Source organism: Natrinema zhouii (assembly GCF_013456555.2).
Lineage (GTDB): Archaea > Halobacteriota > Halobacteria > Halobacteriales > Natrialbaceae > Natrinema > Natrinema zhouii.
This window is the reverse complement of record NZ_CP059154.1, coordinates 3,747,759-3,761,566: the sequence shown is the minus strand read 5'-3', so window position 1 is coordinate 3,761,566 and position 13,808 is coordinate 3,747,759. Positions and strand designations below refer to the sequence as shown.

At 64.1% G+C, this 13,808-nt stretch carries 13 protein-coding genes; 7 read left to right on the top strand and 6 right to left on the bottom strand.

Annotation, left to right across the window (positions count from 1 at the left end):
* The first annotated feature begins 144 nt into the window (after window positions 1–144).
* From HYG81_RS37375 to HYG81_RS37365, 3 genes are all read left to right on the top strand, one after another.
* Complete coding sequence (locus HYG81_RS37375; RefSeq protein WP_180841217.1) at window positions 145–606, top strand: PH domain-containing protein; 462 nt, start codon at window positions 145–147, stop codon at window positions 604–606.
* A 1-nt stretch (window position 607) separates the two neighbouring features.
* Window positions 608–2,218, top strand: coding sequence for a PH domain-containing protein (locus HYG81_RS37370; protein ID WP_180841216.1), 1,611 nt, complete (start codon window positions 608–610; stop codon window positions 2,216–2,218).
* 155 nt (window positions 2,219–2,373) lie between these two features.
* Window positions 2,374–3,078: a DUF4013 domain-containing protein gene (locus tag HYG81_RS37365; RefSeq protein ID WP_180841215.1), complete on the top strand. Its 705-nt coding sequence runs from the start codon at window positions 2,374–2,376 to the stop codon at window positions 3,076–3,078.
* A gap of 87 nt (window positions 3,079–3,165) precedes the next feature.
* Here the strand turns inward: HYG81_RS37365 and HYG81_RS37360 are convergent, their stop codons facing one another.
* Genes HYG81_RS37360 through HYG81_RS37345 form a run of 4 tightly spaced genes read right to left on the bottom strand, consistent with a single transcriptional unit; the run spans window position 3,166 to window position 7,559 of the window.
* Window positions 3,166–4,338 (bottom strand): ABC transporter ATP-binding protein, encoded by a 1,173-nt coding sequence (locus HYG81_RS37360; RefSeq protein WP_180841214.1) that lies wholly within the window; start codon window positions 4,336–4,338, stop codon window positions 3,166–3,168.
* 40 nt (window positions 4,339–4,378) lie between these two features.
* Entirely contained in the window at window positions 4,379–5,317 is a 939-nt protein-coding gene (locus tag HYG81_RS37355) for a carbohydrate ABC transporter permease (protein ID WP_180841213.1), read from the bottom strand.
* Window positions 5,314–6,285 (bottom strand): carbohydrate ABC transporter permease, encoded by a 972-nt coding sequence (locus HYG81_RS37350; protein ID WP_180841212.1) that lies wholly within the window; start codon window positions 6,283–6,285, stop codon window positions 5,314–5,316. The genes HYG81_RS37355 and HYG81_RS37350 overlap by 4 nt, the downstream gene beginning before the upstream one ends.
* A gap of 14 nt (window positions 6,286–6,299) precedes the next feature.
* Window positions 6,300–7,559, bottom strand: coding sequence for an ABC transporter substrate-binding protein (locus tag HYG81_RS37345; protein ID WP_180841211.1), 1,260 nt, complete (start codon window positions 7,557–7,559; stop codon window positions 6,300–6,302).
* 209 nt (window positions 7,560–7,768) lie between these two features.
* Between HYG81_RS37345 and HYG81_RS37340 the strand changes: the two genes are divergently transcribed.
* Window positions 7,769–9,178: a class II fumarate hydratase gene (locus HYG81_RS37340; protein WP_180841210.1), complete on the top strand. Its 1,410-nt coding sequence runs from the start codon at window positions 7,769–7,771 to the stop codon at window positions 9,176–9,178.
* Window positions 9,179–9,237: 59 nt separating this feature from the next.
* On the opposite strand, the gene HYG81_RS37335 is transcribed toward HYG81_RS37340, so the two are convergent.
* Entirely contained in the window at window positions 9,238–9,669 is a 432-nt protein-coding gene (locus HYG81_RS37335; protein ID WP_180841209.1) for a universal stress protein, read from the bottom strand.
* A gap of 66 nt (window positions 9,670–9,735) precedes the next feature.
* Window positions 9,736–10,812, bottom strand: a complete 1,077-nt coding sequence (locus HYG81_RS37330) for a CNNM domain-containing protein (RefSeq protein WP_180841208.1) — start codon at window positions 10,810–10,812, stop codon at window positions 9,736–9,738.
* Window positions 10,813–11,109: 297 nt separating this feature from the next.
* Here HYG81_RS37330 and HYG81_RS37325 point away from each other — a divergent pair, with 297 nt between their 5' ends.
* From HYG81_RS37325 to HYG81_RS37315, 3 genes are all read left to right on the top strand, one after another.
* On the top strand, window positions 11,110–11,343 hold the full coding sequence (locus HYG81_RS37325; RefSeq protein ID WP_180841207.1) for an HVO_2901 family zinc finger protein: 234 nt from the start codon (window positions 11,110–11,112) through the stop codon (window positions 11,341–11,343).
* A 337-nt stretch (window positions 11,344–11,680) separates the two neighbouring features.
* On the top strand, window positions 11,681–12,169 hold the full coding sequence (locus tag HYG81_RS37320) for a PH domain-containing protein (RefSeq protein WP_180841206.1): 489 nt from the start codon (window positions 11,681–11,683) through the stop codon (window positions 12,167–12,169).
* Window positions 12,166–13,770: a PH domain-containing protein gene (locus HYG81_RS37315; protein ID WP_180841205.1), complete on the top strand. Its 1,605-nt coding sequence runs from the start codon at window positions 12,166–12,168 to the stop codon at window positions 13,768–13,770. Before HYG81_RS37320 ends, HYG81_RS37315 begins: the two co-directional genes overlap by 4 nt.
* The last annotated feature ends 38 nt before the right edge of the window (window positions 13,771–13,808 follow it).

Genomic DNA, 13,808 nt, shown 5'->3' with positions numbered 1-13,808 from the left:
ACCGGACTTTCACCGCTGCCGACCGGATCTCTCATCCCTCTGAAGACTAATTCCGTTCGATGTTCGCACCGAGATGGGACCGAGACCCCCGGTTTGGGGTTGCTGGAACCGTAGATTTATCCACCAGTCCTGACACGTTATAGTATGGAGTCCCTCCACCCCCGCATTAGGTTACTCTGGATCGCCCGCGGGGCGATCGTCGCGATCGTCCTCGGCGGGATCCTCTTCGGCCTCGATCAGTGGCAGTTCAGCGTTCCACTGGCGGTAATCGCCGGCGTCGTTGCGATTGGACTCGTCCTCGGAACCGTCTACGCGCTCCGCCTGTATCAGCTCTGGCGGTTCGAGCTACAGGACGACGCCCTCTACCTCGAGCGCGGCGTCGTCACGTTCGTCGAGACGGCCGTTCCCTTCGTTCGCGTCCAGCACGTCGACACCCAGTTCGGCCCCGTCGAGCGGGTGCTCGGGCTCTCGAGTGTTGTGGTCTACACGGCCGGTTCCCGGAACGCGGACGTCCGGATTCCGGGACTGACTCCCGATCGCGCGCGGAGTCTGCAAGACACCCTCCGCGAACTGGCCGTCGAGAGCGAGGCCGAGGACGCCGTCTGATATGAATCGCTTACATCCGCTCAGCGCGGTGACGATGGCACTTCAGCGTGGGCTGACCGGGTTCTCGATTCCGGTCCTCCTCATGGGTCTCGGTTCCGGCCTGCTCGGCATCGACAGCGACGCGCTGTTGGTGCTGGTCCCGATCGGTCTCGTCGCCGGTATCGGCTACGGGATCGCGTACTACTATCGGTTCGCCTACGAAGCGACGCCGGACACCTTCGACGTCACCTCGGGCGTCTTCTCCCGACGTTCCCGCGAAATCCCGTATCGCCGTATCCAGAACGTTGACGTGTCTCAGAGCATCTTCCACCGCGTTCTCGGACTCGCCGTCGTCTCGATCGAGACCGCCGGCGGCGGCGAAACAGAGGCGACGCTGAATTACGTCAGCGAGGGCGAAGCCGAGCGCCTTCGGGCCGAGATCCGCCGACTGACGGCCAAGACGGACGACGAAGCGGACGCTGACGAGCGCGCGGCCCCGGCCGACGGCGACGAATCGGCTACCGATGTCGGCGAGAGAGTACAGCAAACGCGCCCTCGAGACGAGGAGAAATCGACCCTCCTGTTCGACCTCGAGTTCCGCGAACTGCTGCTCTACGCCCTGACCTCGTTCCGGTGGGGCGCGGCGGTCTTTCCGATCGCACTGCTGTTCTTCCTGGGCGGTGCCGATTCCGGCCCGAGTCTCGTCCCATCGTTCGTTCTCGACATCGCCCGACCCTTCGGGGGTCCGGAGACACTCGACGGAGCCGGCGTCGGGCCGCTCTTCGTGTTGATCGGACTCTCCCTCATCCAGTGGTCGGTCGCGACGTACGTCGCGAGCGCGATCTACACGGTCGCGAACTACTACGGGTTCCGTCTCGGGCGGGCCGGGAACGATTTCGTCTACGAGCGCGGGCTGATCCAGCGCTACAGCGGTTCAATCCCCGTCGAGAAAGTCCAGTCGGTCACCGTCACCGAGAACCCGCTCCAGCGACTGGTCGGCTACGCCGGGCTCTGGGTCGAAACCGCGGGCTACGGCCCCGATAGTGGCAGCGGCAGCCAGTCGGCCGTTCCCCTGGCCGGGACCGATCGCGTCTACCGGTTCGCCGAGAACCTCACCGGCGTCGAATCGCCACGGTTCCGGAGTCCGCCGACGCTGGCCCGCCGGCGCTACCTCGTCCGCTACGCCATCGTCGCGGCCATCGTCGTCGTTGCGGCCTTCGGACTCGCGCAGGTAACCGGTCTCGAGCGCTGGTATCTCGCCGCAGTCGTCTTCGCCGCGGTGCCGCCCGCGGCACACCTGCGGTACGTCAACCTCGGCTACTACGTCGGCGACGACCACCTCGTGATCCGGAGCGGCTTCTGGAAGCGCCGGACGACCGTCGTTCCCTACTACCGCATTCAGACGGTCTCGATGCGGCGGTCGATCTTCCAGCGCCGGCTCGGACTGGCGTCGCTAGCCGTCGACACTGCCAGTTCGCGCACGTTCGCCTGGGGGACGCCGACGATCGACGATATCGCCCTCGCCGACGCGCGTGCCGCCAACGAAACCAGTCGGGAGCATCTGCAGGTGGCACTGCGCGAACGCGCTCGAGGCGACGGCGAGCTATCGGTGGATTTCACCGATCGGTCGTGAGCCATCGAGGCGACACCGAGACCCGGTTCAGCGCTCGGCGGCCTCCCCGCCGTCACGGCCGAGACCACGACGTTTTTGCCCCGACCGTCCCACCCGCTCTGTATGGGTTCAGACGGCATCGACCGACCGACCGAGGACCGTCACCGGGGACGGGCATGATCAGCGATGCGCTCCGGTACCCGGTCACTAACGCATTCGGACGGGCGGCGCTGCTCAGGTGCGGTGTCAGCGTCGTCGCGATCGCGGTCGGGGCGCGGTACGCGGTCGCGTTCTCGCCGTCGATAGTCGCGCTCGTCCCCGCGCTCGTCGCGCTCCTCGCTCTCGTCGTCCTCTTCGGAACGACGGCGTTCGTCCTCGGATTCGACGAGCAGCGACCGCGTCCGTCCGTGTGGGCGGTCGTCCGTCCCGGTCTCGGGGCGCTCGCGCTGTCGGTCGTCTTACTCGTCCCACCGATCGTCCTGCTGGCGCGGTCACTGATCGAGACGCCGGCGGCGCTCGCGCTCGAGAACGGTGCGGGACTGTTCTCGCTCGTCTCGTCGACCGCAGCAGTGTTCTTCTTTATCGCGTGTACGTACGTGTACCCGGCCGCAGTGGCCACGGGCGTCTCGACCGGACGGCTTCGCGCGGCCGTCGAGGCCGAGACGTTACTGCCCGTGTTGACCGACTCGACGTACTTCCTGCGGTGGGCCGTCGGGTTCTCGTTTGTCGTTCTCGCGGTGTGGTTCACTATCACGGCCGTCCGTCGCGGTGACGTACTGGGATTGATCGCCGCGGTGACCGCCGCCTATGGCCTCGTCGCGGGCGCCCGCGCTGTCGGCGTCGGCTACACTCGAGCGTTGGGCGGCGAACCGAGATCGTAGCCACGGACGGCGTCCCGAAATCCGTGCCGTATCGAGAAAATCAGCCGCGGCAACCCGTCTCGAGACCCGTCGGACCGTCCTCGTCGATCAGATGTTCGGCACTCGGGGCTCGCTGCTCTCGACGCGACGGTTGTGGAGCGCCTCGTTGGTCTCGGCATCGAAGACGTGAATCGCGTCCTCGGGAATGTGAACGACCACGCGTTCGCCGGCATCGATCCGCCTCATCCCGTTGATCGTCACGATGGCCGTCTCGTTCCCGTCGTCACCGAGTTCGAGATAGACGATATTCTCGTCGCCGGTCGGTTCGACGACGCTGACCGTCGCAGGGATGGTGTGGCCGTCCGCTCGCCGAGTCTCACCCTCGCTGCGTTCGATGCTGATGTCCTCCGGACGCACACCGAGGACGAGGTCGCTTCGATCGCCGATCGCCGTCGAGATGTCGTCAGAGACGGTGTAATTGAGGATATCGCCGGCGAGGACGGCCCCGTCGCCGTCCGCGTCGCGGCGCGTCACGTCGAAGAAGTTCATCGCCGGTTCGCCGATGAAGTCCGCGACGAACGCGTTCGCGGGTTCGTGATAACACTCGAGCGGTGTGCCGACCTGCTGCAGTTCGCCGTCGTTGAGGATGGCGATACGGTCGCCCATCGTCATCGCCTCCGTCTGATCGTGCGTGACGTAGACCGTCGTCGTCTCGAGTTTCTCCTGCAGTTGTTGGAGTTCGGTCCGCATCTGTGCCCGGAGCTTGGCGTCGAGGTTCGAGAGGGGTTCGTCCATCAGGAACACGGCCGGCTCCCGGACGATCGCTCGACCGAGCGCGACCCGCTGTTGCTGGCCGCCCGAGAGGTCTTCCGGTTTCCGGTCCAGCAGGTTCTCGATCCCCATCATTTCGGCGGTCTCTTCGACTCGCGCGGCGATCTCGTCGTCCGAGAGGTCGGTGGACTCCTCGAGTCCGAACGCCATGTTCTCCTGCACGGTCATGTGCGGGTACAGCGCGTAGGACTGGAACACCATCGCGATGTTCCGTTCTTTCGCCGGCAGGTCGTTGATCACCCGGTCGTCGAGGCGAATCGCACCGTCCGTGATCGTCTCGAGTCCCGCGATCATCCGCAGCGTCGTCGACTTGCCACAGCCCGAGGGGCCGACGAGAACGAGGAACTCCCCGTCCTCGATGTCGATCGATACATCGTTGACGGCAACGATTTCGTTGCCGTCGCCTTCCGTGAATACTTTTCGTACGTCGTCGAGTTGGGTTTCTGCCATCGTCAAATCCTCCGGTTTCGTACCAGTAGTCGTCGGTCGGTCATGTCTGTACCCCTTCCGCGAACTTGTCGGCGAACAGTACGTAGACGAGCAGCGTCGGGAGCGCCGTGATGAACGCGCCCGCCATTCGGAGCGGGTAGTCCGTTCCCTCCATCGACTGGCCGAGCCCGGACAGAATGAGGGTCGCGGACGCGGCCGGGTTGTTGGTGCTCCCGATGATCGTCAGCGAGAACAGGAACTCGTTCCAGATCTGGGTGAACTGGAAGATGAACACGACCGCGAACATCGGTATCGACAGCGGCAGGACGATTCGTCGGTAGACCCGCCAGACCGACGCACCGTCGAGTCTCGCGGCCTCGATCATCTCCTCGGACATCGTCTTGTACTGCGACCGGAACAGCAGCGTCACGATCGGAATCCCGTACGCCGTGTGCGTGATGATCAGCTCGAGGATCGTCGCGTGGTGTCGCTCGAGCAGCGGGAGGGCCCACAGGAACGAGAGCCGCGCGCCCAGTTGCATGTACTGGCTCCAGAACTGGAAGAGCGGGACGATCACCGCCTGGTACGGGACGAAAATGCCCGCGATGAACAGCGCCAGCACGGCGATCTGGCCGCGCCAGTTGACGAGCGTCAACCCGTAGGCGGCCATGCTGCCGAGGATCGCACAGAGAATCGTCGACGGGATGGTGAACAGCATGCTGTTTACCATTCCGGGCGCGAGGAAATCGAACGCGACCTGCCACTTCTCGAACGTAATCCCGCTCGCAGAGAGGGGTGGAAGGAACGGGAAGGTCTCCTGGAGTGCGGTCGACGTTTTGATCGACGTCACGAGACCGGACTCGATCGGGATCAGGTAGAATCCGACGAGACCGATCAGCGTGGCGTACAGCCCCACGAGACCGAGCGTAATCCCGTCGGTCACGCGCTCCGTCGCCGCCTGTTCCGTCGCCTCTTCGGTGGTAACTGTCTTTTCGCTCATAGGTTCCCTCGCTTGTATTGGTTGTACAGGTACGGCGCGATGACCGCCAGCGACACCACGAACAACATGATCGCGATCGACGACCCGTACGCCCACTCGGATCGACCGAACGACTCGCGGACCATCTTGGTCGCCAGGATGTCGGCCCCGCGGCGGGGTCGGTAGCCGTCGAAGGTCGCGTACAGGAAGTCGAAGGCCTTCAGCGCGAACAGCACGAGTACGACGGACGCGCTGACCGTCGCCGGCCGCAACTGCGGAACGATCACGCGCCAATACATCCGAACCGTGCTCGCACCGTCGACTCGAGCGGCCTCGTACTGGTCGTTCGGAATCGACCGGAGCGCGGCGAGGTAGATAATCATCGTGTACCCGCTGAACTGCCAGACGAGCGCGAAGATCACCGCCCCTAACACGAGGTTGGGACTCCCCAGCCAGTTGTAGGGTCCGAGACCGAAGAGCCCGATGAACTGGTTGATGATGCCGTTGTTCACGTTGTACATCCACCGCCAGAACTGCGCCGTGACGATGAACGAGAGGGCGAACGGCAGGAGGTAGATCGTCCGAAACGACCTGCCGAACCGAATCTCGCGGTCGAGCAGCAGCGCTAACAGGAGACCGACGATCAGACAGACGATCGTAAATCCGATGAGTAGAACGAACGTGTTCCGCGTCGCCGCCCACATTCCCGGATCGTCCAACATCGCCCAGTAGTTCTGCAGACTCAGATTGTTGTAGTCCGGATCCCCGAACCCCGAGTACTCCGTCAGCGAGAGCAGGAGGTTCCAGCCGATCGCGGCGTAGACGAAAAAGCCCATCAACAGGAACGGCGGCAGCCAGAACGGCGACGACTGCACGATATCGCTGTCGAGCCAGCGGCGGAGCGTCGAGCGCTCCTCGGCGGTCCCCCCGTCCGTCCTGACGCGTCGCTTACGCCGGACGCTACGCAGTAATTCGAAAAAACGTTTCATAGTCTTGGAACGAGTTAGACGGCGTCCATGAACCCGCTCGTCGCACCGTCGACATCGTAGGGGTCCGCGAAGTTTTGGTTGAGGGCTTCCTCGAGGTCGTCTTGGGTGGTCGTGTCCACGGCGAGGCCGTGTGCGAGCGTCGGCGGCTTCTCCGAGACGTTATTGAAGTCCTCGATCGTCTCCGTGAGGTAAGGGTTGAAATCGTCGGTAGACGCGTCCGTTACCGTCGGGATCGACCCCTTGTACTGGTTGTACGCGACTTGCGCCGTTTCGGAGCCGACGAACTGTAACCAGGTCGCGGTGTCGTCGGGCGTCGGATTGTCGCTCGGGTAGATGAACGAGTCGATGTGGAGGGTGTAGTAATCCTCCGTACCGGGGTACCGGATCGCGTCCCAATCTTCGCCGTACGTGAGATCCCTGTCATCCGCGATGTACGCGCCGGCGGCCCAGTTGCCCTGGTGGACGAACGCGGCGTCGCCGCCCATGATGTCCTGATTGACTTCGGTGAATTCGACGGAGGCCGCGTCGTTGTTGATGTAGCCGAGGAGCTGCTCGAGCTTCTCGAAGGTGTCGCGGACGGCGCTCTCGTCGCCGTTGCCCTCGATGAAGTTCGTGTAGGCCTCGTAGCCGTGTTCGCCGAGCATCGTCTGCGCCCACGTCTGGAGGATACACCACGTCGCGAGCGAGAACCCGAACGGCGTCGCGTCGGTCTCCGATTCGACGGCGTCGAGCGCGTCGATGAAGGCGTCGGCGCTGTCGATCGACTCCGGATCGACGCCGGCGCTCTCGAGGACCTCGACGTTGTAGAAGAGGTCGTTCAGGCGGTGGGAGCCGAGCGGGACCGCCGAGAAACCGCCGTTGTGCTGGCAGAGTTCGACCGCTTCCTCGACGTGGGTGTCCTTCAGGCCGGCCTCGTCCCAGACCTCCGACTCGATGTCGCCGACGGCGTCCCCGTACTGCTCCAGGTTCGCACCCGGCCAGCCGGCGAACGAACTCGGCGGATCGCCGCCCTGGAGGCGGTTGGAGACCGTCTGGTCGAGCGTCGTGTTTCCACCGCCACCGATCGGGTTCGGATCGTAGTCGACGTCCGAGTGCTCGTCCTCGAACGTCGAGAAGAGCGCGTCGGCGGCCTCTTTCCCGTCGCCGCCGGTCCATCCGTGGAGGAGCTCGAGCGTGTCGTCGCCACCGCCCGTACATCCTGCGAGACCGGCGAGCCCCGCTGCACCTACCCCTTTCAGCACCGTTCTCCGTGGTACCTTGTTAGCGTCAGTCACTGCGAATCACACATGATAGATTGTATGGGTCCTACTTAATAGTTTTCAAAATTAATTATGTTCTGAGTGAATGGTTTAATTTGAGAGGGGTTGACCGGATGCCCACTGGAATATCGGTACGGTGCACGTCAGTACGGTTACGCGGGCCTGCATCGGGGCCCAGAATCAGACCGGTGGATTTTACGCACCCGGCCGTCAACGCACCGCACATGAGCGAGGATTACAGAGTCGAACGCGACAGTCTCGGCGAGATGCAGGTACCATCGGACGCCTACTGGGGCGCACAGACTCAGCGTGCGATCCAGAACTTCCCCATCTCGGGGATCACGTTCAGCCGCCGGTTCGTCCGCGGGCTCGGCGTCGTCAAGAAGGCCGCCGCACAGGCCAACCGCGACCTCGGCCTCGTCGACGACGACGTCGCCGAGGCGATCGTCGAGGCCGCCGACGAGGTCATCGCCGGCGAGCACGACGACCAGTTCCCGGTCGACATCTTCCAGACCGGCTCCGGAACCTCCTCGAACATGAACGCCAACGAGGTCATCGCCAACCGCGCCGCCGAACTCATGGGCAGCGAGATCGGCGACCGCGTCGTCCACCCCAACGACCACGTCAACTACGGCCAGTCGTCCAACGACGTCATCCCGACCGCGATGCACGTCGCCTCCCTCGAGGCCGTCGAGAAGGACGTTATCCCGGCACTCGACACCCTCCGCGAGGCGCTCGAGGAGAAAGAGGAGGAGTTCGACGATGTCGTCAAGACGGGTCGAACCCACCTGCAGGACGCGACGCCGGTCACGCTGGGCCAGGAGTTCGGCGGCTACCGGACGCAGGTCGCGAAGGGGTTGGCGCGCGTCGATGGCGTTCGCGACCACCTCGGTGAACTCGCGCTCGGTGGTACCGCGACCGGCACGGGGCTGAACACCCACGAGGAGTTCCCCGGTCGCGCCGCGGAGTACATCACGAAGGAGACCGGCGTCCAGTTCCGCGAGGCCGACAACCACTTCGAGGCCCAGGCCGCCCACGACGCGATGAGCGAGGCCCACGGCGCCCTTCGAACTGTGGCCGGTTCGTTGAACAAGATCGCCAACGACCTCCGACTCCTCGCCTCCGGTCCGCGAAACGGGCTCGGCGAGATCGAACAGCCCGAGAACCAGCCCGGCTCCTCGATCATGCCCGGTAAGATCAACCCGGTCGTCGCCGAGGCCGTCAATCAGGTTCACAAGCAGGTCGTCGGCAACGACGCTGCCGTCTCCGCCGGCGCGGCGGAGGGCCAGATCGACCTCAACCTCTACAAGCCCGTCCTGGCGCACAACTTCCTCGAGTCGGCTGAACTCATCTCGAACGCAAGTCAGGTGTTCGGCGAGCGCTTCGTCCGGAAACTCGAGGCCAACGAGGAGTACTGCGAGTCGCGAGTCGAGCAGTCGATGGCGATGGCCACCTCGCTGAACGTCCACATCGGCTACGACAAGGCCAGCGAGGTCGCCAAGACTGCGCTCAAGGAGGACAAGACCGTTCGCGAAGTCGTCCTCGAGAAGGGGTATCTCACCGAGGAGGAGGCCGACGAGGTGCTCGACGCCCGGAAGATGACCGAGCGCGGCATTCTCGGACAGGACGACTGAGCCGGATCAGGCCAGCCTGTCAGCCGTCCGTTTCGGTATCGTTTCGACTCGCTCGGTGCTCAGGGACGCGCGATAAGGACCGACGTATCGACGGTTCGAATAACGCGATCGGTCGTGCTCCCGAGGAGGCGTTCTTTCAACCCCGAGCGGCCGCTCGCTCCCATGATAATGAGATCGACATCGTGTTCGGCGCTGTACGCTTCGATCACCTCGTGGGGGTCGCCCTCGCGCGTGATCCGCTCGTAATCCACGCCCGCCGATTCCGCCCGACTTATGGCCTCGTCGAGGGCCGATTCGGCTTCCTCCTTGAGCGTCTCCGTGAGCTGAGATGCGATGTTGCCCGACGCGGATGCGGACATCTCCGTCCCCACGTCCACGACGTGGAGGAAATGGACCGTCGTCGTTCCGCCCTTGGCTATCGCGACGGCCTGTTCGACCGCCGCCGCGCTCGAGTCACTCCCGTCGGTTGGAACTAAAATATCGCCGTACATGGGTACCAGTTCCATCGAGAAACGGAAAAGCTGGACACGCGCACTGGCCGGCCCGTCGACGCTCAGTCAGCGGTCGATTGGATCGATTCGCCCCTCATCGAGCGGGTCCTCGATATCGCCCATCACCGCCTCGAGCAGGTCGGTCACGGTCACCAGTCCGACGATTTCCCCGTCCTCGATCACCAGCGCGAGTTCCTGATTCTCGGCCTGAAACTGGTCAACAGCGTCGCTGACGTCCACGTCGGGGGAGAGCGTCATTGGCGGTGCCGCCAGTTCGGCGAAGTCGACGGTGCCGTCCGCTAGTTCCTCGCGGTGCCTGACGAAAACCGGCGTGTAGACGATTCCGCGGAAGTCCGTCAGCTTCTCGCCGACTAGCGGGTACCGGGTCTGCGGTCGCTCCTCCATCTTCCGGAAGTTTTCCTCGGTATCGTTTTCGGTCGACAGCGCGACGATCTCCTCGGGCGGTACCATCAGCTCGCTGATAGACTGCTCGCCGATCTGGAAGGCGTTCATCACCTCCTCGCGGCGCTCGTCGGACATGTCCCCTTCCTCGAGGACCGAACCGAGTCGGTTCCGGAGGTCCGCCCGGGACTCGATGACGTCCTCCTCGGTCTCGAGCCACGCGCCGGTCATCTCGATCCCGAAGAGTTTGAGCGTCAGTTTCGCGATGCCGTCGCCGAGCGTGATGACCGGCGAAATGATCCAGTGAAACCAGTACAGCGGCGCGGCACCGTATCGACAGACCATTCGCGACCGTTCGACGCCGAGATACGTCGGCGTCTGCTCGCCGTGGGTCAGGTGGACGAGGTTAATGATGAGGAAGGCGAGGATCGCTCCGCTTCCGATCGAGGCCAGCGCCGTGTTCGCGAACAGCGGCTCGAAGATGGCCGCCAGCGCGGGTTCGGCGACGATCCCGACAGCGATACTCGAGGCCGTAATCCCCACCTGACACGTCGTGAGATAGAGCTCGAGGTCGTCCGTCATCTCCCACGCCCGCTCGAGTTTGGGGTTGCCACCGACGAATTCCTCCTCGGTGAACTGTCGAGCGCGGGTCAGCGCGAACTCGATAGCGACGAAGAAGGCGTTCGCCAAGATGAGTAATACGCCTGCGAACAGTCGCCCACCGATGACGAGCGAGTTCATTATCCGATCATTGTCTCGGCAAACACAAATCAGTCGGGGAACTCGACCTCGAGCGCAGCAGTTAAATGGCGATACTATCATATACGTGATAATCTTTCGAACGGCGTGGTCGCGGGGGACAGTAGCGAGTCGATCTACCACCCACCGAGATACTCGAGGGCGAGTAAACACGCAATTTGGCTTGTCTTTTTTGCCAGTCAGTCCCCAGCAAATCGTGGCAGTGACGCCGGATCACCTCGGAATACGGTGGAATAAAATAACCAAGCAGTTTTTGCGGATGCTCGCGTCAGACGAAATATGCACACCTGTCGCAACTGCAACCAGTCGTTCCAGACCGAACTCGCCCTCGAGTTACACCGAGATACGTGCAAAAAGGGGCAACTCTTCTGTCAGGTATGTGGGGAGCGGTTCCGAGAGGGGACGGCGACCCAAGACGGCTGGCACTACGCGTGCCCGAACGAGGACTGTGATGGCGACGGACTCCAGGATGACCTCTATCACGTCGAGGACGTGCGGACGACAACCCACTGAGAGACGACCAGTTTCTACGCAGTCTTCTCGCGCTCTCCTCCTCGAGCGATAGCTGGACGTCCCCGTGCAGTGCCGTTCTGTCGTCGCCGATCGCTTGTAGCCTCCCCTCACTCGGGAGCGGAGACTGTCGACATCACGACGGCGGGGATACGGCTGACCTGTGTTCAACGATCCTGCCGATAAGTTCGACTGCTGCCACATCCATATTACTCGTGGGACACGCAGCCACTCGAGGGTGATCGAATCGAACGCGATCGCAGGCGGGGCGGTATCTCACGGCCTGCAAACCGCCGCCGCTTTCCAACCCTTTAATCACATATGTTCCGTCATAAGACGTATGGAACGGCTCACCCCGCGAGTTCGAGGAGTCTGGCTCGGCCTCGCGATCGTTCGAGCCGCGATTTTCGGCGGCCTCATCGTCGGTGGAACGATCGCGCTCTTCCGCACCGATCTCTGGCCCGCTGCGCCGGCAGCACTTCTCCCGGCCGCCGCCGTGATCGCCGTCTCACTCGCCATCGTTCGAATCTATATCGCCTGGCAGCGCTACGGTGTCTGGCGGTTCGACCTCCGGGACGACGACCTCTACATCGAACGGGGCGTCTTCACGCGAACCAAGACTGTCGTCCCCTACGTCCGGGTCCAGCACGTCGACTCCCGGCGCTCGCCGCTCGAGCGAACCGTCGGCCTCGCGACGGTCGTGGTGTACACGGCCGGCTCGCGGAGTTCGGACGTCGCGATTCCCGGCCTGACGCCGGCACGCGCCGAGGAGCTACAGGAATCACTGCGCCAACTCGCGATCGAGAGCGCGGGTGAAGACGCTGTATGAGGAAACTCCATCCGGCGTCGATCGCCGTCAGATCGCTCTCGCGCAGCCTCAACACCGGCTTCGTCTTCTTTGTCATCGGCATCATCGTCTCGCCCGGCGGCAACGGAATGAATCTGCTCTCGGTGTTCGGCCTCGTCCTGTTCGGGGTCGTTACGGGAATCGTCTACGAGTTCGCCTACTACCAGCGATTCCGGTACGAACTCACCGCGGACACGTTCGACGTCACCTCCGGCGTGATCTCGCGTCGGGACCGCGAGCTTCCCCTCGGACGGGTCCAGAACGTCGATATCAGGCAGAACGTGATCGAACGGATCCTCGGGATTGCGGCCGTCCACATCGAAACCGCCGGCGGCGGCGAAACCGAGGTCAGTCTCCAGTACGTCGACGAGTCCGAAGCTCGCCACCTCAGACGGCAACTGCGAGGTGGCGCGGGCGCCGAGCGGACCGAAGGGGACGACGAGACGGCACTCGAGAGTGAAGCGGACGCGGCCGAATCCGCCACGGAGCCGGCCGAAGACGAAGAAATCCTGTTCGAGATCCGCCCGCGCGAACTCGCTATTCTGAGCGTCTTCACCATCGATCCGGGAGCCAGCGTGCTGGGCGGGATCGCGCTCTCGTTCGCCAGCGGGTTCGATCCCGAAACGTTGCTTCCGACCGACCGAATCGCGGGTCTGCCAGGCCCGGCGACGGGGCTGTTCCTCCTCGCCTGGGGGCTCTTGCTCTTCGTGCTCGCCGCCTGGATCGTCAGTGCGATCCTCACGTTCACCCGATACTACGGCTTCCGGCTCACTCGCGTCGACGACGAACTCTACTACGAACGGGGGCTCCTCCAGCGCTACAGTGGGACGATTCCGCTCGAGAAAGTACAGACCCTGACCATCTCGGAATCGATCCCCTTCCGCTGGTTCGGCTACGCCGCGCTGAGCGTCGAGACGGCCGGCTACGCGCCCGGGCAGTCCGATTCCCGCGGCACGGAGTCCGCGATCCCGCTCGCCGACGCCACCCGAGTGCGAACGCTCGCGCGCGCGATCGAACCGTTCGGCCCGGTCGACCTCGAGTCGCCGCCGCGTCGCGCTCGCGAACGATACGTGGTCAGATACCTACTCGTCGTCGCCGCCGTCGTCGTCGGCGCGTATCTGCTGGCGCGGTATACGACGGTCGTCCGTCAGTGGTACGTCCTCGCCGCCCTCGCCGTCCTCGCCCCGTTCGCCGCCCACCTGAAGTGGTCGAGCCGGGGCTACCGCATCGACGATCGCTACTTCCTCACGCGCACGGGCTTCTGGCGGCGGACGACGAAGGTCGTCCCCTACTATCGAGTGCAGGCCGTCCTCCACCAGGCGACGATCTTCCAGCGCCGACGGGGGCTCGCCAGCGTCACCGCCGACACCGCCAGCTCCGCCTCGCTGCTCGGCCGGGCCGCGACCGCCTACGACGTGGATACGGATCGGGGCCTCGAGCTACAGGCCGTCATCGAAGAGCGGTTACAGGACCGTCTCCGGGCGCGCCAGCGCCAGCGGACGGTCGGGCGGTGGTTTCGGGACTCGGGCGAGAGCGACTCGCCGACCGAGGAGCCGTCGGAGGAGCCCGACGACGAGAGCTGAGCCGCCGATCGACGCGAAACTGCTCGCTCGAGAGGGAC